Here is a 22023-nt window from a genome sequence, read left to right as displayed (position 1 = left end):
GAAGATTTGCAGCACGCACAACCCTGTCACACAGCCGAATTTGCCGGAACGTCCCTGGACGCGCTGGCTACCGAATTTCTTGACGACCATAGAGCATTGGAACCACCTGATCCCATCCCGAACTCAGTAGTGAAACGATGCATCGCCGATGGTAGTGTGGAGCTTCTCCATGTGAGAGTAGGTCATCGTCAAGATTCATTTCGCAAAACCCCTATCTGCGCAAGCAGGTAGGGGTTTTGTCTTTCCGGGATCCATAGATTTGTCGCGCATGTGCTCGCTGACAAGCCCACGTTTTGGAATCCTTCTGCGATCGCTGCGTCATACGTAGTGGCCCGCTCCTACATTTGGAGTCAGAGCACTAGAATAGAGCCGACATTTTCATGCAGATCACCTCTATGCCCGATTCTGACGATCCTGACGCGCTGGCCAGCCTGTCTTTGGATGAAGTCGTCGTCTGTCACGAATGCGACCTGCTCATGCGCAAGCCAGAGTTGAGCAAAGGCGAAAAGGCTCATTGTCCCCGCTGTGGTTATGAGCTTTACACCCAACGGCATAATGTCGTCGGTCGTAGCCTGGCTCTGGTATTGACCGCGCTATTGCTCTACATCCCGGCCAACTTCTTGCCGATCATGCAGTTGCACCTCCTTGGTCAGACCTCTAACGACACTGTCTGGAGCGGCGTGCTGGGCTTGTACAATGCGGACATGCACAGCATCGCCGTGGTTGTGTTCCTTTGCAGTATGGCCATTCCTTTACTGAAGCTCCTGTGTCAACTCGTAGTGCTGCTGAGTATTCGCCTGGACGTCAATCGCAGTTTCGGGTTGCTCTCCTATCGCATCTATCATCATCTCCGGGACTGGGGGATGCTTGAGGTCTACCTCATGGGCGTGCTTGTCGCCATCGTCAAGCTCGTAGACATGGCCGAGGTAACCCTCGGGCTCGGGCTGTTCTGTTTCATCGGCTTATTGCTTATCCAGGTCTGGCTCGAAGTGGTGATGTCACCGCACCAGATCTGGGTGGCCCTTTCTGGAGAGGATACTCATGCGGGCGATTGATGCCGGGATTCTAGTCTGCAATGAATGTCACGAACTGAATCGGCAAGAGCGGGACAATACCTCGCAGACCTGCACGCGTTGCGGCGCCATCGTACATGCACGCAGGCCCAATAGCATCGTACGCACCTGGGCATTGCTGATCACTGCGGCGATTCTGTACATACCCGCCAATGTGCTCCCGATCATGACCGTAAGCAGCTTGGGGCAGGGCAGTCCGGATACCATCATGTCTGGCGTCATCACCCTGATGAAGCATGGCATGCTGCCTATCGCGGCCGTAGTGTTCATCGCCAGTATCCTGGTACCCACTTTCAAGCTGGTAGGCATTGCGCTGCTACTGTATTCGGTCCAGCGGCATCAGCCCCTGTCCGCACGTCAGCGCATCCTTATGTACCGCTTCATCGAATTCATCGGACGCTGGTCCATGCTGGACATCTTTGTCATTGCCGTCCTGGTGGCCGTGGTGAATTTCGGCCGAATCGCCAGTGTCGAACCCAATCTGGGCGCCGTAGCCTTCGCCTCCGTGGTGATCCTGACGATGCTCGCTGCGTTAACTTTCGATCCCCGACTGATCTGGGATAATACGGAGTCGGATGACGACAATGAGTGATTTGCCCAAGGCTAGAACCCGGCCTGCCTCGAACTGGTCCGCTATCTGGATCCTGCCATTGATTGCACTGGTCATCGGCGGCTGGCTCGCGTGGCAGGCTTATCGTGCTGCCGGCGTAGAAATCGAAGTGCGTTTCGCGAGTGGTGAAGGGATCGTCGCCAACAAGACTGAGGTGTTCTACAAAGGCATGTCGGTCGGCAAGGTCAAATCGCTGGTCCTCGATACCGAAGGCAGCAATGCGGGTGTCATCGCCACGATCGAGATGAACAAGGCGGCCGACGAGCATCTCACTACGGGCACACGCTTCTGGCTGGTCAAGCCCAGCGTGACGCTTGCGGGCATCACGGGGCTGGAAACCTTGGTGTCCGGTAATTACATTGCTGTAAGCCCCGGCAAGGGTGAGCCTGCGAAAAGCTTCAAGGCTCTTTCCGAGGCACCGCCACTGTCCGACGCCGAGCCGGGTCTGCACCTGACCCTGAAAGCGGAACGGTTGGGTTCGCTCAATCGGGACAGCCCGGTGTTCTACAAGCAGATCCAGGTTGGTCGTGTGAAGAGTTATCGTCTTTCGGAAGACCAGGACACGGTCGAAGTAAAAGTCTTTATTCAGCCAGCTTACGCCAGCCTGGTGCGCAAGCATACGCGCTTCTGGAACGCCAGTGGGGTCAGCATCGATGCCGACCTGTCGGGAGTCAAGGTACGCAGCGAGTCTCTTGCCAGCATTGTGGCCGGAGGCATCGCTTTCGCGACACCGGAGCACCGCAAGGACAGTCCCCCGACCGATCCCAGCCTGCCGTTCCGCCTCTATGAAGACTTCGATGCCGCCCAGGCCGGAATTCGCATTAAGCTCAAGCTGACTGTCTACGACGGGCTACAGGCTGGGCGCACGCCTGTCATGTACAAAGGCATTCAAGTCGGCTCGATGAAGACGTTGAAGATAGAAGATGATATGTCCAGTGCCATGGCCGAGTTGACCCTCGACCCCCTGGCCGAAGACTTCCTTGTCGAGGGCACGCAGTTCTGGGTAGTCAAGCCGTCCATCTCCCTGGCAGGTATTACCGGTATCGAAGCGCTTGTCAAAGGCAACTACATTTCCATCCGGCCGGGTGAAAAGGGCGCCAAGCCACTGCGTGAGTTCGAGGCGCGGGCCAAGGCGCCGCCTCTGGACCTCAAGGCGCCTGGTCTGCACCTGGTGCTGTTCAGTGACAACCTCGGATCACTTGAAGTCGGTAGCCCTGTGCTGTTCCGTCAGGTCAAGGTAGGTAGTGTGCAGAGTTACCAGTTCACCCAGGACAGCAAGCGGATTCTGATCGGGGTGCATATCGAGAAAGAGTACGCCAACCTGGTCAACGGTTCGACACGCTTCTGGAATGCCAGTGGCATTACGCTGTCCGGCGGGCTGTCGGGGATAAAGATCAAGAGTGAGTCTCTACAGAGCTTGATGGCAGGGGGCATAGCCTTCGATACGCCCAAGCCCGATGTACCACTCAAGCGTCGTATTCCTCGCTTCCGTCTGCATGAAAGCCTGGAGGCCGCTGACCGCAGTGGGACCTTGATCACCATACGTGTCGATCGTGCCGATGGCTTGAAACCGGGAACGGCGATTCGCTTCCGCGGCCTGGACGTCGGCAGCGTGGAGAGCGTGGATCTGACACAGGACCTGCAGGCTGTCCTGCTGAGGGCGCGCATAACCGATGCCGCCGATCGTATCGCCCGAGCGGGTACCCAGTTCTGGGTCGTAAAGCCAGCCCTGGGGCTGGTTAGGACCGAGAACTTGGACACCCTGGTGACGGGCCAGTATCTGGAAGTGCAGCCGGCAGTGAAGAGCAGGGGAGTGCAGCACGATTTCATTGCCTTGCCCGAGGCTCCGCAATCCGCTGTGCCGGAAACTGGCCTGCCACTGACACTCAGCGCGGCGCGACGTGGATCGATCAAGCCGGGCGTACCGGTGACCTATCGCGAAGTGGCGGTAGGCAAGGTGACAGGATACGAGTTGGGTCCGACCGCAGACCGTGTGCTCATCCATATTCTGATCGAGCCCCGCTACGCATCGCTGGTGCGCGGTGGCAGTCGCTTCTGGAACAGCAGTGGATTTGGCTTGGACTTCGGCCTGTTGAAAGGGGCGACAGTGCGTACGGAATCCCTGGAAACCTTGATCGATGGAGGCGTGGCCTTCGCTACCCCAGAGGGTGAGCGGATGGGTAATCCGGCGCGGCCCGAGCAGACCTTCGCCCTCTTTGAAGAGGCCGAGGATGAATGGCTGCACTGGGCTCCGAAGATCCAGCTCGCCAAGTAATGATTCACATGGGCCGCTCAGCGGCCCATTGCAGGTTGTCGCTGTACGACGAATCGAAGCAAGCATAAAACGCAGACAATAAAAAACCGACCCTGAGGTCGGTTTTTCTACAAGCGCGTCGCTTAGGCAGCTGCAGCTTCTTTCAGTGCCTTGATGTGGCCATTCAGACGGCCTTTATGGCGAGCAGCCTTGTTCTTGTGGATGATGCCTTTATCGGCCATACGGTCGATTACTGGCACAGCCAAGGTATAGGCGGCTTGCGCTTTTTCAGCGTCTTTGGCGTCAATGGCTTTGACTACATTCTTGATGTAGGTGCGGACCATGGAACGCAGGCTGGCGTTGTGGCTGCGACGCTTCTCAGCCTGTTTTGCACGTTTCTTGGCGGAAGGTGTGTTGGCCACCGTCGAGCTCCTCGAAAGACTTTTGGGTAAATAGCAAACAAATAAGGCCGCGAATCATGCCGATCAGTTGATCGGTTGTCAAGGCCGTTTACAAGGTTCTGCCGAGTGGTCCCGAAGCACGATGGAGTTGTTCCCTTCTGCGCCGCGATCTGTAAACTCGGGAGTTTTGGCTCCCTGCAAAATGAGCGGCGGAGTATCGCACATCCGAGCGCTGACTGGCAGTGCTCTCTGGCCTCAGGCACGAAACTTTTCAATGAACCTGCTCAAATCCCTGGCTGCCGTCAGTTCCATCACCATGATCTCTCGGGTGCTGGGCTTCGTCCGTGACACCATTCTTGCCCGGGTATTCGGAGCAGGCATCGCTACAGACGCCTTTTTCATTGCCTTCAAGCTCCCTAACCTGCTGCGTCGAATCTTTGCCGAAGGCGCGTTCTCACAGGCTTTCGTGCCGATCCTGGCCGAGTACAAGGCACAGCAAGGCGAGGAAGCCACGCGGACCTTCATCGCCTATATCAGCGGCCTGCTCACCCTCGTCCTGGCGGCAGTGACCGCGCTGGGCATACTGGCCGCACCCTGGGTGGTCTGGGCAACCGCGCCAGGTTTCGTCGACAGCACCGAGAAATACGAACTGACGACCTCACTGCTGCGCGTGACCTTTCCTTATATATTGCTGATTTCCCTGTCGTCGCTGGCCGGGGCGATCCTCAATACCTGGAACCGCTTTTCCGTGCCGGCCTTCGTGCCGACCCTGCTGAACGTGGCGATGATCACCTTCACGTTGTTCCTGACGCCCTACTTCGACCCGCCGATCATGGCCCTGGCCTGGGGTGTCCTGGCAGGGGGGCTGGCCCAGTTGCTGTACCAGCTGCCACACCTGAAGAAGATCGGCATGCTGGTGCTGCCGCGCCTGAACCTGCGCGATACCGGAGTATGGCGGGTGCTCAAGCAGATGCTGCCAGCGATCCTGGGAGTATCGGTCAGTCAGATCTCGCTGATCATCAACACCATCTTCGCCTCCTTCCTGGTCGCAGGCTCTGTGTCCTGGATGTACTACGCCGATCGCCTGATGGAGCTGCCCTCGGGAGTCTTGGGTGTGGCCCTGGGCACCATCCTGCTGCCCACCCTGGCCAAGACCTATGCCAATCGCGACCGCCTCGAGTACTCGAGGATTCTCGACTGGGGCCTGCGCCTGTGTTTCCTGCTGGTGCTGCCCTGTACTCTGGCCCTGGGCATCCTGGCCGAGCCACTGACCGTGGCGCTGTTCCAATACGGTAAGTTCAGCGCCCATGACGCGGCGATGACTCAGCGGGCGCTGATTGCCTATTCAGTGGGGCTGCAGGCGATCATCCTGGTGAAGGTGCTGGCGCCTGGCTTCTATGCCCAGCAGAACATTCGCACGCCGGTGAAGATCGCCATCTTCACCCTTGTTTGCACGCAGCTGTTCAACCTTGTCTTGATCGGCCCGCTGCAGCATGCGGGCCTGGCACTTGCCATCAGCCTCGGCGCCTGTCTCAATGCGGGTCTGCTGTATTGGAAACTGCGCAGCCAGCAACTGTTTCATCCTCAGCCGGGCTGGGCAGTGTACCTGCTCAAGCTGGTGCTGGCGGTGACGCTGATGTCCGGTGTGCTGCTGGTTGGCATGCATTACTTGCCTGACTGGGCGCAAGGCAACATGCTCGATCGGTTCCTGCGTCTCGGGGCACTGATTCTGGCTGGCGTGGTGACGTACTTCGGCTGTCTGTATCTGTGCGGCTTGCGGCCCCGCCACTTCGCGCGCAAGGTCCTGCATTGAGGCAGGCGGAACGTCAGGCGTCGGTTTTTCGCATTCCATGCCCCGGTGAGGCGCAGTCGCCTGTCGTCAGCGCCCGGGTGTGGTTATAATCGGCCACTTTATGAGCAAGAAGCGCGTTATGCAGCTGGTTCGAGGTCTTCACAACCTGCGCCCCGAGCATCGGGGCTGTGTCGTCACCATTGGCAACTTCGACGGGGTTCACCGTGGCCACCAGGCAATCCTGGCGCGTCTGCGCGAACGTGCGCGGACGCTGGGCGTGCCTACCTGCGTGGTGATTTTCGAGCCACAGCCACGCGAGTATTTCGCGCCTGATACGGCACCTGCCCGTCTGGCGCGCTTGCGCGACAAGGTCGAGCTGCTGACTGTCGAGGGCATTGATCGCGTGCTGTGCCTGGCCTTCAATGAGCGCCTGAGCAGGCTGAGCGCGACTGAATTCGTCGAGACCATCCTGGTCGACGGCCTGGGTGTACGTCATCTGGAAGTGGGAGACGATTTCCGCTTCGGTTGCGACCGCGCTGGCGACTTCGCCTTTCTGGTCGACGCCGGCCGCCAGTACGGCTTCAGCGTCGAGGCCGCGTACACGGTCGAACAGGACGGTCTGCGGGTCAGCAGCACCGAGGTGCGCAAGGCCCTGGCCGACGCCGACTTTGCCCTGGCGGCGGCGCTCCTGGGCCGGCCATATTGTATCAGCGGCCGAGTCCTGCATGGGCAGAAGCTGGCCCGCCAGCTCGGCACGCCCACTGCCAACATCCAGCTCAAGCGTCGCCGCGTACCGCTGAGCGGTGTCTACCTGACCAGCGCCGAGATCGACGGCAAGGTCTGGCCGGGTGTTGCCAACATCGGGGTGCGTCCCACCGTCGCCGGTGACGGTCGGCCCCACCTGGAGATTCACCTCCTGGATTTTGCCGGCGATCTGTATGGTCGGCGTCTTACAGTGGAGTTTCACCACAAGCTGCGTGAAGAGCAGCGTTTCGCCTCCCTGGAGGCGCTCAAGTCGGCGATCGACGCGGATATCGCCGCCGCACGTGCCCATTGGCACGCTCAACCGCTAACGAAGAGCCTGAAATGACCGACTACAAAGCCACGCTTAACCTTCCGGACACCGCCTTCCCCATGAAGGCCGGCCTGCCTCAGCGCGAACCGCAGATATTGCAGCGCTGGGACAGCATTGGCCTGTACCGGAAGCTGCGTGAGATTGGCAAGGATCGTCCGAAGTTCGTCCTGCACGACGGCCCGCCCTATGCCAACGGCAAGATCCACATCGGTCATGCGCTGAACAAGATTCTCAAGGACATGATTGTCCGCTCCAAGACCCTGTCCGGCTTCGACGCGCCTTACGTGCCGGGCTGGGATTGCCATGGCCTGCCGATCGAGCACAAGGTCGAGGTCACCCACGGCAAGGGCCTGACCCCCGATCGGACTCGCGAACTCTGCCGCGCCTACGCCGCAGAGCAGATCGAAGGTCAGAAGGCCGAGTTCATCCGCCTGGGCGTGCTGGGTGATTGGGACAATCCCTACAAGACCATGGACTTCGCCAACGAAGCCGGAGAGATCCGCGCCCTGGCCGAGATGGTCAAGCAAGGCTTCGTGTTCAAGGGCCTCAAGCCGGTCAACTGGTGCTTCGATTGCGGTTCGGCCCTGGCCGAGGCCGAGGTGGAGTATGCAGACAAGAAGTCGCAGACCATCGACGTGGCCTTCCCGATCGCCGATGCCGACAAGCTCGCCGCCGCGTTCGGCCTGGCCGGCCTGGATAAGCCCGCCGCCATCGTGATCTGGACCACCACCCCGTGGACCATCCCGGCCAACCAGGCGCTCAACGTCCATCCCGAATTCGCCTACGCCCTGGTCGATACCGGCGACAGGCTGCTGATCCTCGCCGAGGAGCTGGTCGAGTCCTGCCTGAAGCGCTATGGCCTGGAAGGGACGGTGCTGGCGACCACACCGGGTTCGGCGCTGGAGCTGATCGACTTCCGCCATCCGTTCTATGACCGTCTTTCGCCGATCTACCTGGCCGATTACGTCGAGCTGGGCGCGGGCACTGGTGTGGTCCACTCCGCGCCCGCGTACGGCGAAGACGACTTCGTGACCTGCAAGCGCTACGGCATGGTCAACGATGACATCCTCACGCCCGTGCAGAGCAATGGCGTCTATGTACCATCGCTCGAATTCTTCGGTGGCCAGTTCATCTGGAAGGCCAACCCGGCCATCGTCGACAAACTGAGCGAAGTCGATGCGCTGCTGCATACCGAAACCATCAACCACAGCTACATGCACTGCTGGCGCCACAAGACCCCGCTGATCTACCGCGCGACCGCGCAGTGGTTTGTCGGCATGGACAAGCAGCCCAATACCGGCGATACCCTGCGTACGCGCGCGCTCAAGGCCATCGAAGAAACCAAGTTCGTGCCGGCCTGGGGGCAGGCGCGCCTGCATTCGATGATCGCCAATCGGCCTGACTGGTGCATCTCGCGTCAACGCAACTGGGGTGTGCCGATCCCGTTCTTCCTGCACAAGCAGACCGGCGAACTGCATCCGCATACCGTCGAACTGATGGAAGCGGTGGCCAAGTGCGTCGAGCAGGAAGGTATCGAAGCCTGGTTCAAGATGGACACGGCCGACCTGCTCGGTGACGAAGCCGACCAGTACGAAAAGATCAGCGACACCCTGGACGTGTGGTTCGACTCCGGCACCACCCACTGGCATGTGCTGCGCGGCTCGCATGACATCGGGCATGCCACCGGCCCCCGCGCCGATCTGTACCTGGAAGGCTCGGACCAGCACCGTGGCTGGTTCCACTCATCGCTGCTGACCGGCTGCGCCATCGATTACCATGCGCCTTATCGCGAGCTGCTGACCCACGGTTTCACCGTGGACGAGAACGGCCGCAAGATGTCCAAGTCGCTGGGCAATACCATCGAACCGCAGAAGGTCAACGATACGCTGGGCGCCGATATCCTGCGCTTGTGGGTGTCCGCCACCGACTATTCGGGCGAGATGGCCGTTTCCGAGCAGATCCTGCAGCGCAGCGCCGACGCCTACCGGCGTATCCGCAATACCGCACGCTTCCTGCTTTCCAACCTGTCCGGCTTCGACCCGGCCCGCGACCTGTTGCCGGCCGAAGAGATGATCGCCCTGGATCGCTGGGCCGTCGACCGCGCCTTGCTGCTGCAGCGCGAGCTGGAAGAGCATTACAGCGAATACCGTTTCTGGAACGTCTACTCCAAGATCCATAACTTCTGCGTACAGGAACTGGGCGGCTTCTACCTCGACATCATCAAGGACCGCCAGTACACCACCGGCGTCAACAGCACCGCCCGTCGCTCCTGCCAGACTGCGCTGTATCACATCAGCGAGGCGCTGGTGCGCTGGATCGCGCCGATCCTGGCGTTCACCGCCGATGAAATCTGGCAGTACCTGCCCGGTGAGCGTAACGAGTCCGTCATGCTCAACACCTGGTACCAGGGCCTGACCGAGCTGCCGGAAGGCATCGAGCTCGACCGTGCCTATTGGGACCGGGTAATGGCGGTCAAGGCCGCGGTCAACAAGGAACTGGAGAACCAGCGCTCGGCCAAGGCCATCGGTGGCAACCTGCAGGCCGAGGTGACCCTGTTCGCCGATGAGGCCCTGAGCACCGATCTTGACAAGCTGGGCAACGAGCTGCGCTTCGTCCTGATCACCTCCGCGGCCCGTGTCGCGCCATTCGTCGAGGCACCGAGCGACGCGGTAGTGACCGAAGTCGAAGGCCTGAAGCTCAAGGTGGTCAAGTCCGGTTACGTCAAGTGCGGCCGTTGCTGGCACTTCCGCGCCGACGTCGGCAGCCATCCGGAGCATCCGGAAATCTGCAGCCGTTGCGTGGAAAACATCAGCGGCAGCGGTGAGGTGCGCCACTATGCCTAACCCTGCTGCGGGGCGCTTCGGGCGCCTTGTCTGGCTCTGGCTCAGCCTGGTGGTCCTGGTCCTCGACCAGGCCACCAAGGTCTACTTCGAAGGCGCGCTGAGCCTCTATCAGCGCATCGAAGTGATCCCGGACTACTTCAGCTGGACCCTGGCCTACAACACCGGGGCTGCCTTCAGCTTCCTGGCCGACAGCTCTGGCTGGCAGCGCTGGCTGTTCGCCTTGATCGCCTTGGTCGTCAGCGCTGTGCTGGTTGTCTGGCTCAAGCGTCTCGGCCGCGGCGAGATCTGGTTGGCCGTGGCCCTGGCGCTGGTGCTCGGCGGCGCCTTGGGTAACCTGTACGACCGGATCGTGCTCGGCCATGTGGTCGACTTCATCCTGGTGCACTGGCAGAACCGTTGGTATTTCCCGGCCTTCAACCTGGCCGACAGCGCCATTACCGTCGGTGCGGTGATGCTGGCGCTGGATATGTTCAAGACCAAGAAGTCCGGAGAGCCTGTCCATGACTGAGATCCGCATCGGCCAGAACACCGAAGTGACCCTGCACTTTGCATTGCACCTGGAAAACGGCGATACCGTCGACAGCACCTTCGACAAGGCGCCCGCCGTGTTCAAGGTCGGCGACGGTAACCTGCTGCCAGGCTTCGAGGCCGCGCTGTTCGGCTTCAAGGCTGGCGACAAGCGCATCATTGCCGTGCCCCCTGAAAGCGCCTTCGGCCAGGCGAACCCGCAGAACGTGCAGGTGATGCCGCGCTCCCAGTTCACTGACATGGAGCTGTCCGAGGGCCTGCTGGTCATCTTCAACGATGCCGCCAATACCGAACTGCCCGGAGTGGTCAAGGCGTTCGACGACGCCCAGGTGACCATCGACTTCAATCACCCACTGGCCGGCAAGACCCTGAGCTTCGAGGTGGAAATCCTCGACGTGAAGGCCTTGTAGGCCTGGAGCCGAGCATGCAAATCAAACTCGCCAACCCCCGTGGCTTCTGCGCAGGCGTGGATCGGGCGATCGAGATCGTCAATCGCGCCCTCGAGGTCTTCGGGCCACCGATCTACGTGCGCCACGAAGTGGTGCACAACAAGTTCGTGGTCGAGGACCTGCGTGCCCGGGGCGCCATCTTCGTCGAGGAGCTCGACCAGGTGCCGGATGACGTGATCGTCATCTTCAGTGCTCATGGCGTTTCCCAGGCCGTGCGCCAGGAAGCGGCAGGGCGTGGGCTCAAGGTATTCGACGCCACTTGTCCGCTGGTGACCAAGGTACATATCGAAGTCGCCAAATACAGCCGCGACGGCAAGGAATGCATCCTTATCGGCCACGCCGGTCATCCGGAGGTCGAGGGCACCATGGGTCAGTACGACGCGAGCAATGGTGGCTCGATCTACCTGGTCGAAGACGAGGAGGATGTCGCGAGCCTGCAGGTACGTGATCCGGATCGCCTGGCCTTCGTTACCCAGACGACCCTGTCGATGGACGATACGGGCAGGGTCATCGATGCCCTGCGGGCACGTTTTCCGAACATCGGCGGACCTCGCAAGGATGACATCTGCTACGCCACCCAGAACCGCCAGGACGCCGTCAAGCAACTCGCCAGCGAGTGCAATGTAGTGCTGGTGGTCGGCAGTCCCAACAGCTCCAACTCCAACCGCCTGCGCGAGCTGGCCGAGCGGATGGGGACTCCCGCCTACCTCATCGACGGGGCCGAGGACATGCAGCGCGCCTGGTTCGACGGCATTGAACGCATCGGTATCACGGCGGGCGCATCCGCACCCGAAGTGCTCGTACGAGGCGTGATCGACCAGCTCAAGGCCTGGGGCGCGGTAGGCGCCGAAGAGCTCGAGGGGCGCCCTGAGAACATCACTTTCTCCATGCCAAAAGAGCTGCGGGTTCGCTCGCTCATCTGATCAGACGCCTGCGCAGGAGGTCTCCTCGGTCACTTCCTGCGACAGGCGCACCCGCCCGCTTGGCGACAATACGACCTGATGCCGTGTACCGCCCTTGGCGTACGGACATATATTCAGCGTGGCTCCGCTGAAGCCGCCGACCGCCCTGACCGGCACGCCCAGCGCATTGAACCTTACCCCCTGGTCGCGCGGAAAATTGCCTGTAGTTCGCAAGGGTCGCGGATAACGCTTCTCGCGCAGGAGCTGGCGGTCTCTCTCCAGCATCATGCGCCACCCTATACCCCAATCGTCCTGCAACGGCTGCACCAGCACGGGCTGGTTATGCAGCAAGGCAAGGCTGCGAGCACTACGCAGCGCTTGCGCGAAGTTGCGAGCCGCAGCCGTATGCTCGAGTTCTCGACTGATGCTTATATAGGAAGGGATTCCCACCTGCGTAAGCAAGGCGCCAAGCGCCAGGGCGAACATCATTTGTATCAGTGTTACTCCGTATTGCCTCACCGTGCATTTCTTCCTGGAAGTGCTTCGCTATAGCTTCGAGCCACGTGGGCAGGACGTCCAGTCAGGCAAGTGGTCCGGATTCGGCAGGAAAAGTCGCAGGAGGCGCACCCCATGGATGGCAAACAACAAGGAATGACCTTGCTTGAGGTTCTGTTGGCGATGACAGTGCTGACATTCGGCCTGTCCAGCATCGCGGCGTTGCAGGTGCGGTCCCTGCAGGTGGTCGAGCAAGGGCGCCGAGACACCCAGGCCGTGTATCTCGCCCAGGCGCTGCTCGAGCGCGTGCGTGACGTTCCGTTGAACCATGAGCAGGTGACCAGCTGGCAGGCGGTTGCACGCGAACTCCTGGGCGCTTCGGTCCAGGCTACGGCACGGCAGGCCGGGGGCGGAATCGAGGTAGACATTCGTTGGCGCGATAAACGGGAGGCCGACGGTGTGCGTGTTGTCAGCCTGCAGGGCAGGGTAGTGCCGTGAGACACCAGGAGGGGTTCGGTCTTTTGGAAGCCGTGCTGGCGCTTGGGTTGGGGCTGCTGGTACTGACAGGCGCTACCCAGGTATTCGTCGCGGGCCATCAGGCGTGGCGCATTCAGGGAGTTACGGCTGCGTTGCAGGACGATGCGCGGTTGGTCCTGCAGCGCATGGCCCAGGAACTGCGCATGACCGGTATGTTCGGCTGCCTGAAGAGAAGTGTCATCGAGTTCGAAGACAAAAGGGCAGTGCCTGCCATCGCTCGACCTTTTCTGTTGCGACAGGCCGCCGACGGACGTCTCGATACGCTCGACCTCGTCGGAGCGGAACTGGAGCAAGCCGGCGTCCGGCCGGACTGGACATTGATTACCGACTGCAGGACCAAGGCCAGCGTCCACGAGGGCGCGCGGGCGGCGGGCGCCGGCGAGATCGCGATTCCGCTCTTGAGGCGCTCGTACCGATTGAGCGGTGATCGGCTGATACTGAAAAGCGGGGGAATCACCGCGGCGCTGGTCAGTCATGTTCGAGACCTGCGTATCACCCGGGTGCCACAAGGAGAGTACGAGCGGTTGGACTTGGAGCTCACCCTGTTCGAACCGACGCACGGTATCGAACAGCGCTATGCGTACAGCGTAACCCTGCGCAATCGGCTCTCGTCCTCATGAAACGTCAGCGCGGTGTCGTCCTGTTGGTCGGTCTGGTCCTGCTCTTGATGCTGGGCCTGCTCGGAGCATCCGCCCTGCACGATGCGCAATTACAAGCACGCCTGTCAGGCGACCTGATGGCTGCCACACGCGCCTTCGAGCAGGCCGAGTCCGTGCTCGTCGAAGCTGGTACACGCCTGTTGTCGGAGGTGCCACTGCCTTGCCTACCCTGCCGACTACCGTCCTATCCCGATGTAGCGGGGGACGAGAAGGGCGATCAGGTCTGGCAGGCTGTCGACGAAGGCTTCTACCTGCTGCAGAACCTGGGCGATACCACGCTGGCGGCACACACATCCGCCGCTTCGTCAGTGACGCTGGTGCGGGTCACCGCAGTCAGTCGCCAGGCCCGTGGACGGCGCGTGCTTGAAGCGGTCTACGCCTTTGATGTCGGGCAGTCGCAGGCGCCTCGACGAATTACCTGGCGCCAACGATAGGCGGAGAGTATTGATGCAAAAAGGGCTGAGCCTGATCGAATTGTTGATTGTCGTGGCCGTGGTCGGCATTCTGGCAACCATTGCCTACCCCAGTTACAACGATCAGCTCAGGCGCGCCGCGCGAGTCGAGGCCGTCAGCCTGCTGCACGACGCCGCGTTGCGCCTGGAGCGCCACTATTCTCTGGTCGGCCAGTATGACGACGGCGATCGGCTGGTCACCCCCATGCCCAGCGGTAGCCGTTACTACAGCGTGCAGGCCCAGCGTGATGGCGAAGGTTTCCGCCTGCTTGCCAAGCGTCTGCCGCGGGGGCTGATGGAGGCAGACCGTTGCGGCGATTTCGTGCTTGACCAAGCCGGCGCGCAGAGTAATCCGGGCAGTCTTGCCGATACGACGGATTGCTGGGGAAGCTGAAGGTTGAATGGCGCTGGTTGCGGCGCTGCGGTTTTCTTCAGGTGTTGGATCGACAGATGAGCAAGCAAGTAGTGATTGTCGGCGGTGGAGTCATCGGCCTGCTGACAGCGTTTCACCTGGCGGCGGAAGTCGAACAGGTCGTGGTGTGCGATCAGGGCGAGGTCGGGCGCGAGTCGTCGTGGGCAGGCGGCGGTATCGTCTCCCCGCTGTATCCGTGGCGCTATAGCCCGGCAGTCACCGCGCTGGCCCATTGGTCGCAGGATTTCTATCCGCAGTTGGGCGAGAGACTGTTCGCCAGCACCGGGATAGACCCCGAGGTGCATACTACGGGGCTGTATTGGCTGGACCTCGACGACGAAGCCGAAGCGCTTGCCTGGGCGGCTCGCGAAGGTCGGCCACTCAGCTCGGTAGACATCGCGGCGGCCTATGAAGCGGTTCCGGTACTGGGCTCCGGCTTCAGGCGCGCGCTATACATGGCCGGTGTCGCCAATGTACGTAATCCACGCCTCGTCAAGGCATTGAGGGCGGCGTTGCTGGCGCTGCCTAACGTGACCTTGCGCGAGCACTGCCGAATCAGCGGCTTCCATCGGGAAGGCAAGCGGATCACGGGTGTAATGACCGACTTCGGCGTGCTGCCGGCCGATGAAGTAGTGCTCAGCGCGGGGGCGTGGAGCGGCGATCTGCTACGTACCCTGGGTATCGACATGCCTGTCGAACCGGTCAAGGGTCAGATGATCCTGTTCAAGTGCGAACAGGATTTCCTGCCAAGCATGGTACTGGCCAAGGGGCGCTACGCGATTCCGCGGCGCGACGGACATATTCTGGTCGGCAGCACCCTGGAGCACGCGGGCTACGACAAGACCCCGACCCCTGACGCACTGCGCAGCCTGATGGCTTCGGCCATCGAGCTGCTGCCGGCGCTCGCCGATGCCGTCCCGGTGGGGCATTGGGCTGGACTGCGTCCGGGGTCACCCGAGGGAGTTCCCTACATCGGCGCGGTGCCGGACCATCAGGGCTTATGGCTGAACTGCGGTCATTATCGCAATGGCCTGGTCCTGGCGCCGGCGTCCTGCCAGCTGTTCAGCGACCTGTTGCTGGGGCGTAAGCCGATCATCGACCCGGCGCCTTATGCGCCGGCAGGGCGCCTATGACATCCCGCAATGACTAAGGGGGCGGGCCGGCCCTGCTTTACTGCTTCGGTCCGGGCCCCTTCTCGAGATGCGCCTGGCTGCAATACCAGTCATTGCCCAGGCGCAGGGCACGATCATCAGGTAGGTGCACGCCGCACTGGGCGCAGCGAACCATCGTCAGCGCACGGTCGGAGCGGGCATTGGAATGCGATTGTTGGCTGATCTTGAACTTGCGCCACAGCCAGAACGCGGCGGCGATCAGGGCGATCCAGAAAAGTAGGCGAACCATGGTGTCCAGCTTGTCGAAGGGTAGAGTCGACAGTCTAGAGCGCGGCCATGAAAAAAGGGAGGCCTGGGCCTAATGCTTTGTCAGTTAAGGCCAATGGGGCTGCTTCGCACCCCTTCGCGGGCAAGCCCGTTCCCACACGTTGAGCGCTGACTCAGGAGTTGCGCACTTCTTGTGGGAGCGGGCTTGCCCGCGAAGGGATGCGAAGCAGCCCCAATTGCAGATTGCGGGGCTTAACTGACTGGCATTAGGCCAGGGCATCCCTTCATGCTCGCGTAATGGATCAGTCGAACAGACCGAAGGTCATGTAGCTGAACCAGGAGCGGCTGTTCTGCGCTTCCTTGGGGCCTTCAGGCTCGATCGGGTTACCGTCTTCGTCCTTGGGCAGCAGCTCTCGCGGCATGTCGGCCCTGGCATCCTCGAACTGACGGATGACATCCTGGTTGGCGCGTGTCTCGCCCGGTGGCAGCGGAGCATCGGATTCGATCAGGCCCAAGGTAGCCTTGGAAAGCCAGGAGCGGTTGTAGGCTTCGCCCTGCTTGGGCGCGAATTCGCCGTCGACCAGGCTAGGGTGATCGGGGTAGTTGAGCTTCAGGGCTTCCAGGCTGGTGTTAGCCAGCTCGTCCAGATGCAGGTGCCGGTAGGCCTCGGTCATCACGGCCAGGCCGTCACCGACCGAAGGGGTCTCCTGGAAGTTCTCGACCACGTAGCGACCGCGGTTGGCTGCCGCGACGTAGGCCTGGCGAGTCATGTAGTAGTCGGCCACGTGGATTTCGTAGGCGGCCAGCAGGTTGCGCAGGTAGATCATGCGCTGCTTGGCGTCCGGCGAGTAGCGGCTGTTGGGGAAGCGGCTGGTGAGCTGGGCGAACTCGTTGTACGAGTCGCGCGCGGCACCCGGATCACGCTTGGTCATGTCCAGCGGCAGGAAGCGCGCCAGCAAGCCCTGGTCCTGGTCGAACGACGTCAGGCCCTTGAGGTAGTAGGCGTAGTCGACGTTCGGATGCTGAGGATGCAGACGAATGAAGCGCTCGGCAGCGGACTTGGCGGCTTCCGGCTCGGCGTTCTTGTAGTTGGCGTAGATCAGCTCGAGCTGTGCCTGGTCGGCGTAGCGGCCGAACGGATAGCGCGACTCCAGTGCCTTCAGCTTGCCGACGGCGCTGGTGTAGCTGTGGTTGTCCAGGTCGGCCTGCGCCTGCTGGTACAGCTCGGCTTCGCTCAGGTTTTCGTCGATGACTTCCTTCGTCGAAGAACAGGCAGCAGTGAGTCCGAGGATGGCGATCAGCAGCAGGTGTTTCACTTGCATGGCGGCTTGCGTCCCTTTGACGGCCGCTGTCTTGGGCGGTGCCGTCCTGTTATGATGAGCGCCCCCGGTGAACCCCGGGGCAAAAGAAGTCGTATTTAACCACAAGCGCGCAGTTGAACCAAAGGCTGTGCGCCCGCTGATTCGAGCATGTCTGAGATCATTCAACTAAGTGCAGAGGTCCCGTCCGAGCTGGGCGGCCAACGGCTCGACCAGGTCGCCGCCCAATTGTTCGCCGAGTACTCGCGTTCGCGCCTGTCTTCGTGGATCAAGGAGGGCCGCCTGACTGTCGATGGCGCCGTCCTTCGTCCCCGTGACACCGTCCACGGTGGCGCGATGCTGGCCCTGGAGGCCGAGCACGAGGCCCAGGGCGAGTGGATGGCGCAGGACATCGAGCTGGATATCGTCTACGAAGACGATCAGATCCTGGTGATCAACAAGCCTGCGGGGCTCGTGGTCCACCCGGCGGCCGGCCATGCCGATGGCACGTTGCTCAACGCGCTGCTGCATCATGTGCCCGACATCGTCAACGTTCCGCGGGCCGGCATCGTCCACCGTCTGGACAAGGACACCACGGGTCTGATGGTGGTGGCCAAGACCCTGCAGGCGCAGACCAACCTGGTCGCCCAGATGCAGCGCCGCAGTGTCAGCCGCATCTATGAGTGCATCGTGATCGGCGTAGTGACCGCCGGTGGCAAGATCGACGCGCCGATCGGGCGTCATGGCGGCCAGCGCCAGCGCATGGCGGTCACCGAAGGCGGCAAGCCGGCGGTCAGCCATTACCGTGTGCTGGAGCGCTTCCGTTCGCATACCCATGTGCGGGTCAAGCTCGAAACCGGGCGTACCCACCAGATCCGTGTGCACATGGCGCATGTCAACTTTCCGCTGGTGGGTGACCAGACCTACGGCGGGCGCTTTCGTATCCCGCCCGCGGCCAACCCGACCATGGTCGATGCCCTCAAGACCTTCCCGCGTCAGGCCCTGCATGCGCGCTTCCTCGAACTGGATCACCCAGCCACCGGCAAGCGCATAGGCTGGGAGTCGCCCTTGCCGGATGACTTCGTCTGGCTGCTGTCGCTGCTCAAGCAGGACCGCGAGAGCTTTATCGGATGAACGGTCTGACACAAGCGTTGCTGATTCCCGACTGGCCAGCCCCGGCCTCGGTCAACGCCTGTGTCACCACGCGGGCTGGCGGCGTCAGCCTGCCACCGTACGATACCTTCAACCTCGGGGACCACGTGGGCGACGATCCGCGGGCCGTCGCCGAGAACCGGCGCCGCTTGAGCGAGCCTTTCGGCATCCGTCCGGCCTGGCTCCGGCAGCTGCACGGCGTGGTGGTGGCCGACGCCGACCCCTCGATCGTTGCCGAAGCGGATGCGAGCTGGACGGCAACGCCAGGCATCGCCTGTACGGCCATGACCGCCGACTGCCTACCGGTGCTGTTCTGCGATCGTGCCGGTACCCGTGTCGCGGCCGCCCATGCGGGTTGGCGTGGGTTGGCGGGCGGTGTCCTGGAAGCGACCCTCGATCGCCTGGCCTTGCCAGCCGAGGACGTGCTGGTCTGGCTGGGGCCAGCCATCGGCCCACGGGCGTTCGAGGTCGGTCTGGAAGTCCGCGATGCCTTTACCTCCACGCATCCGCAAGCCAGCGAGGCCTTCGTGGCGGGCGAGCGCGCGGGCAAGCTGATGGCCGATATCTATGCCCTGGCCCGCATACGGCTGGCGGCACGCGGTGTCACTGCCGTCCATGGCGGTGGCTTCTGTACCGTCAGCGATCCACGCTTCTTCTCTTATCGCCGTACGCCGCACGGCGGTCGCTTCGCTTCCCTGGTCTGGCTCGCTCCGCTCTGATCTACGTCAACCGCTTTGCGCTTGAATCTTCCAGAATCAACCTCATCTACTAGGGTATCTCTGGCAGGTTTCTCCATCAGGTGTGTCCATCGCTCCGGCCTGCCCTTATCAGGAAGGTATACCCATGCGAATAGACCGTTTGACCAGCAAGCTGCAACTTGCATTATCCGATTCCCAGTCCCTTGCCGTCGGCATGGACCATCCGGCGATCGAGCCCCTGCACCTCTTGCAGGCGCTGATCGAGCAGCAGGGTGGTTCGATCAAGCCCCTGCTGATGCAGGTGGGCTTCGACATCAATGGCCTGCGCAAGGCCTTGACCAAGGAACTGGACCAACTGCCGAAAATCCAGAACCCTACCGGCGACGTGAACATGTCCCAGGACCTGGCACGGCTGCTCAACCAGGCTGACCGCCTGGCCCAGCAGAAGGGTGACCAGTTCATCTCCAGCGAACTGGTATTGCTCGCGGCCATGGACGAGAACAGCAAGCTCGGCAAGCTGCTCCTCGGCCAGGGCGTCAGCAAGAAGGCGCTGGAGAACGCCATCAGCAACCTGCGCGGCGGCGAGGCCGTCAACGACCCGAACGCCGAGGAGTCTCGTCAGGCGCTGGACAAGTACACCGTCGACCTGACCAAGCGCGCCGAAGAGGGCAAGCTCGACCCGGTCATCGGTCGCGATGACGAGATCCGCCGCACGGTGCAGGTCCTGCAACGGCGTACCAAGAACAATCCGGTGCTCATCGGCGAGCCCGGCGTCGGCAAGACCGCCATCGCCGAAGGCCTGGCCCAGCGCATCATCAATGGCGAAGTCCCCGATGGCCTCAAGGGCAAGCGCCTGCTGGCCCTGGACATGGGCGCGCTGATCGCTGGCGCCAAGTACCGTGGCGAATTCGAAGAGCGCCTCAAGTCCCTGCTCAACGAGCTGTCCAAGCAGGAAGGCCAGATCATCCTGTTCATCGATGAGCTGCACACCATGGTAGGCGCCGGCAAGGGCGAGGGCGCCATGGATGCCGGCAACATGCTCAAGCCGGCCCTGGCCCGTGGCGAGCTGCACTGTGTCGGCGCGACCACCTTGAACGAATATCGCCAGTACATCGAAAAGGACGCGGCCCTTGAGCGACGTTTCCAGAAAGTGCTGGTGGAAGAGCCGAGCGAGGAAGACACCATCGCCATCCTGCGCGGCCTGAAAGAGCGTTATGAAGTGCATCACAAGGTGGCCATCACCGACGGTGCGATCATTGCTGCGGCCAAGCTCAGCCATCGCTACATCACGGATCGCCAGTTGCCCGACAAGGCCATCGACCTGATCGACGAAGCCGCCAGCCGCATCCGCATGGAAATCGACTCCAAGCCGGAAGTGCTGGATCGTCTCGAGCGTCGCTTGATCCAGTTGAAAGTGGAATCCCAGGCGTTGAAAAAGGAAGACGACGAGGCAGCCAAGAAGCGCCTCGAGAAGCTGTCCGAAGAAATCGCTCGCCTGGAGCGTGAGTATTCAGACCTGGAAGAAATCTGGGCCTCGGAAAAAGCCGAGGTGCAGGGTTCCGCGCAGATCCAGCAAAAGATCGAGCAAGCGCGCCAGGAGCTGGAAACCGCTCGTCGCCGTGGCGACCTGAGCCGCATGGCCGAACTGCAGTACGGCGTAATTCCCGATCTCGAGCGCAGCCTGCAGATGGTCGACCAGCACGGCAAGACCGAGAATCAGCTGTTGCGCAACAAGGTGACCGAGGAAGAGATCGCCGAAGTGGTGTCCAAGTGGACCGGAATCCCGGTCTCCAAGATGCTTGAAGGCGAGCGGGAGAAACTCCTGAAGATGGAAGCTCTGCTGCACCAACGCGTGATAGGTCAGAACGAGGCGGTCGTCGCTGTGGCCAACGCCGTGCGTCGCTCCCGCGCCGGGTTGTCGGACCCGAATCGCCCCAGTGGTTCGTTCCTGTTCCTCGGCCCGACCGGCGTGGGCAAGACGGAGCTGTGCAAGGCGCTGGCCGAGTTTCTCTTCGATACGGAAGAGGCGATGGTGCGCATCGACATGTCCGAGTTCATGGAGAAACATTCCGTCGCTCGCCTGATTGGTGCCCCACCAGGCTATGTCGGCTATGAGGAGGGTGGCTACCTGACCGAAGCCGTGCGGCGCAAGCCTTACTCGGTCGTACTGCTCGACGAAGTGGAGAAAGCGCACCCCGATGTGTTCAACGTGCTGTTGCAGGTGCTTGAGGACGGTCGCCTGACCGACAGCCATGGCCGCACCGTGGACTTCCGCAATACGGTGATCGTGATGACTTCCAACCTGGGGTCGGCACAGATCCAGGAGCTGGTAGGGGATCGCGAGGCCCAACGCGCGGCGGTGATGGATGCCGTGAGTTCGCACTTCCGGCCAGAGTTCATCAACCGCATCGACGAAGTGGTGGTGTTCGAGCCCCTGGGTCGCGAGCAGATCGCGGGCATTACCGAGATCCAGCTGGGTCGCCTGCGTGCACGCCTGGCAGAGCGCGAGCTGAGCCTGGAGCTGACGCCCGAGGCCTTGGACAAGTTGATTGCCATCGGTTATGACCCTGTCTATGGCGCGCGGCCCCTCAAGCGCGCGATCCAGCGATGGATCGAGAACCCGCTGGCGCAGTTGATCCTGTCGGGCGAGTTCCTGCCAGGTACTCCTATCACCGCCAAGGTCGACGGCGAACAGATCGTGTTTGCCTGATCCTGTCAGGTGTAATCCTGAAAGGCCTCGATTCGAGGCCTTTTTTTCTTCACGGGTTTTGATTCGCCGGTACGGCCAGGGCGGTATCGATGTGGCGTATCTATCTCCTGGCTCTCTGGCATTCGGTACCGGGTAAAATTTTTCTTTGCATTTTCCAGCGAGTGCTTTTAATATGCGCCCCGCTGTAAGTCACCTCCCAGCTCCCTGAAATTCGGGGATCTGAAAAAAAGTTGCAAATCAGTAAGTTGAATGCAAATTAGGGGTTGACAAGGGTTTTGAAGGTTGTAGAATAGCGCGCCTCAGA

Annotated in this window: 21 protein-coding genes and 1 rRNA gene; 18 read left to right on the top strand and 4 right to left on the bottom strand. The window is 61.5% G+C overall.

The genetic code is table 11. The features are described 5' to 3' along the window. Window positions 1–78: 78 nt before the first annotated feature. The 4 genes from rrf (at window position 79) to G7009_RS12645 (ending at window position 3958) form a co-directional block, all read left to right on the top strand. Window positions 79–194 (top strand): 5S ribosomal RNA (gene rrf, locus G7009_RS12660). Between the two features lie 201 nt (window positions 195–395). Beyond that, a complete protein-coding gene (locus G7009_RS12655) occupies window positions 396–1055 on the top strand; it encodes a paraquat-inducible protein A (protein ID WP_181130416.1) in 660 nt (219 codons plus the stop codon). After that, window positions 1042–1665, top strand: a complete 624-nt coding sequence (locus G7009_RS12650; RefSeq protein ID WP_181130408.1) for a paraquat-inducible protein A — start codon at window positions 1042–1044, stop codon at window positions 1663–1665. Before G7009_RS12655 ends, G7009_RS12650 begins: the two co-directional genes overlap by 14 nt. Further along, complete coding sequence (locus tag G7009_RS12645) at window positions 1658–3958, top strand: PqiB family protein (protein WP_181130407.1); 2301 nt, start codon at window positions 1658–1660, stop codon at window positions 3956–3958. Before G7009_RS12650 ends, G7009_RS12645 begins: the two co-directional genes overlap by 8 nt. Window positions 3959–4080: 122 nt before the next feature. Here G7009_RS12645 and rpsT read toward each other — a convergent pair whose 3' ends face one another. Beyond that, window positions 4081–4359, bottom strand: coding sequence for a 30S ribosomal protein S20 (gene rpsT / locus G7009_RS12640; protein ID WP_029614579.1), 279 nt, complete (start codon window positions 4357–4359; stop codon window positions 4081–4083). A gap of 253 nt (window positions 4360–4612) precedes the next feature. On the opposite strand from rpsT, the gene murJ reads away from it, so the two are divergent. The 6 genes from murJ (at window position 4613) to ispH (ending at window position 11948) form a co-directional block, all read left to right on the top strand. Beyond that, window positions 4613–6151, top strand: coding sequence for a murein biosynthesis integral membrane protein MurJ (gene murJ / locus G7009_RS12635; RefSeq protein ID WP_181130406.1), 1539 nt, complete (start codon window positions 4613–4615; stop codon window positions 6149–6151). Between the two features lie 118 nt (window positions 6152–6269). Next, window positions 6270–7220, top strand: a complete 951-nt coding sequence (gene ribF / locus G7009_RS12630; RefSeq protein WP_181130405.1) for a bifunctional riboflavin kinase/FAD synthetase — start codon at window positions 6270–6272, stop codon at window positions 7218–7220. Next, window positions 7217–10048 carry an isoleucine--tRNA ligase gene (ileS, locus tag G7009_RS12625; protein ID WP_181130404.1) on the top strand — a complete coding sequence of 944 codons (2832 nt, stop codon included), beginning with the start codon at window positions 7217–7219 and terminating at the stop codon, window positions 10046–10048. The genes ribF and ileS overlap by 4 nt, the downstream gene beginning before the upstream one ends. Beyond that, window positions 10041–10556, top strand: a complete 516-nt coding sequence (gene lspA, locus G7009_RS12620) for a signal peptidase II (RefSeq protein WP_181130403.1) — start codon at window positions 10041–10043, stop codon at window positions 10554–10556. The genes ileS and lspA overlap by 8 nt, the downstream gene beginning before the upstream one ends. Next, window positions 10549–10986, top strand: coding sequence for an FKBP-type peptidyl-prolyl cis-trans isomerase (gene fkpB, locus G7009_RS12615; RefSeq protein ID WP_181130402.1), 438 nt, complete (start codon window positions 10549–10551; stop codon window positions 10984–10986). The genes lspA and fkpB overlap by 8 nt, the downstream gene beginning before the upstream one ends. A gap of 14 nt (window positions 10987–11000) precedes the next feature. Then, window positions 11001–11948: a 4-hydroxy-3-methylbut-2-enyl diphosphate reductase gene (gene ispH / locus G7009_RS12610; protein WP_181130401.1), complete on the top strand. Its 948-nt coding sequence runs from the start codon at window positions 11001–11003 to the stop codon at window positions 11946–11948. Here the strand turns inward: ispH and G7009_RS12605 are convergent, their stop codons facing one another. Then, window positions 11949–12416 (bottom strand): GspH/FimT family pseudopilin, encoded by a 468-nt coding sequence (locus G7009_RS12605; protein ID WP_219856564.1) that lies wholly within the window; start codon window positions 12414–12416, stop codon window positions 11949–11951. Window positions 12417–12557: 141 nt separating this feature from the next. On the opposite strand from G7009_RS12605, the gene G7009_RS12600 reads away from it, so the two are divergent. Genes G7009_RS12600 through thiO form a run of 5 tightly spaced genes read left to right on the top strand, consistent with a single transcriptional unit; the run spans window position 12558 to window position 15615 of the window. Continuing rightward, complete coding sequence (locus G7009_RS12600; RefSeq protein WP_181130399.1) at window positions 12558–12920, top strand: type IV pilus modification PilV family protein; 363 nt, start codon at window positions 12558–12560, stop codon at window positions 12918–12920. Between the two features lie 23 nt (window positions 12921–12943). Further along, on the top strand, window positions 12944–13579 hold the full coding sequence (locus G7009_RS12595) for a PilW family protein (RefSeq protein ID WP_181130398.1): 636 nt from the start codon (window positions 12944–12946) through the stop codon (window positions 13577–13579). Then, window positions 13576–14052, top strand: coding sequence for a hypothetical protein (locus G7009_RS12590; RefSeq protein WP_181130397.1), 477 nt, complete (start codon window positions 13576–13578; stop codon window positions 14050–14052). The genes G7009_RS12595 and G7009_RS12590 overlap by 4 nt, the downstream gene beginning before the upstream one ends. A gap of 13 nt (window positions 14053–14065) precedes the next feature. Further along, entirely contained in the window at window positions 14066–14464 is a 399-nt protein-coding gene (locus tag G7009_RS12585; RefSeq protein WP_181130396.1) for a type IV pilin protein, read from the top strand. Window positions 14465–14520: 56 nt separating this feature from the next. Next, window positions 14521–15615: a glycine oxidase ThiO gene (gene thiO / locus G7009_RS12580; RefSeq protein WP_181130395.1), complete on the top strand. Its 1095-nt coding sequence runs from the start codon at window positions 14521–14523 to the stop codon at window positions 15613–15615. A gap of 37 nt (window positions 15616–15652) precedes the next feature. Here the strand turns inward: thiO and G7009_RS12575 are convergent, their stop codons facing one another. Both G7009_RS12575 and G7009_RS12570 read right to left on the bottom strand, forming a co-directional pair. Further along, window positions 15653–15883, bottom strand: coding sequence for a PP0621 family protein (locus tag G7009_RS12575; protein WP_181130394.1), 231 nt, complete (start codon window positions 15881–15883; stop codon window positions 15653–15655). Between the two features lie 280 nt (window positions 15884–16163). Next, window positions 16164–17183, bottom strand: a complete 1020-nt coding sequence (locus G7009_RS12570) for an outer membrane protein assembly factor BamD (RefSeq protein ID WP_181130393.1) — start codon at window positions 17181–17183, stop codon at window positions 16164–16166. Between the two features lie 147 nt (window positions 17184–17330). Here G7009_RS12570 and rluD point away from each other — a divergent pair, with 147 nt between their 5' ends. The 3 genes from rluD to clpB all read left to right on the top strand — a co-directional run bounded on the left by rluD (window position 17331) and on the right by clpB (window position 21719). Next, on the top strand, window positions 17331–18293 hold the full coding sequence (gene rluD / locus G7009_RS12565) for a 23S rRNA pseudouridine(1911/1915/1917) synthase RluD (protein WP_181130392.1): 963 nt from the start codon (window positions 17331–17333) through the stop codon (window positions 18291–18293). After that, window positions 18290–19030, top strand: a complete 741-nt coding sequence (gene pgeF, locus G7009_RS12560; RefSeq protein ID WP_181130391.1) for a peptidoglycan editing factor PgeF — start codon at window positions 18290–18292, stop codon at window positions 19028–19030. The genes rluD and pgeF overlap by 4 nt, the downstream gene beginning before the upstream one ends. A 124-nt stretch (window positions 19031–19154) precedes the next feature. Next, a complete protein-coding gene (gene clpB / locus G7009_RS12555) occupies window positions 19155–21719 on the top strand; it encodes an ATP-dependent chaperone ClpB (RefSeq protein WP_181130390.1) in 2565 nt (854 codons plus the stop codon). The last annotated feature ends 304 nt before the right edge of the window (window positions 21720–22023 follow it).

This window comes from Pseudomonas capeferrum (assembly GCF_013523055.1).
GTDB classification, from domain to species: Bacteria; Pseudomonadota; Gammaproteobacteria; order Pseudomonadales; family Pseudomonadaceae; genus Aquipseudomonas; species Aquipseudomonas capeferrum_A.
The sequence above is the reverse complement of the archived record's forward strand: the minus strand, read 5'-3'. Positions and strand labels throughout refer to the sequence as shown.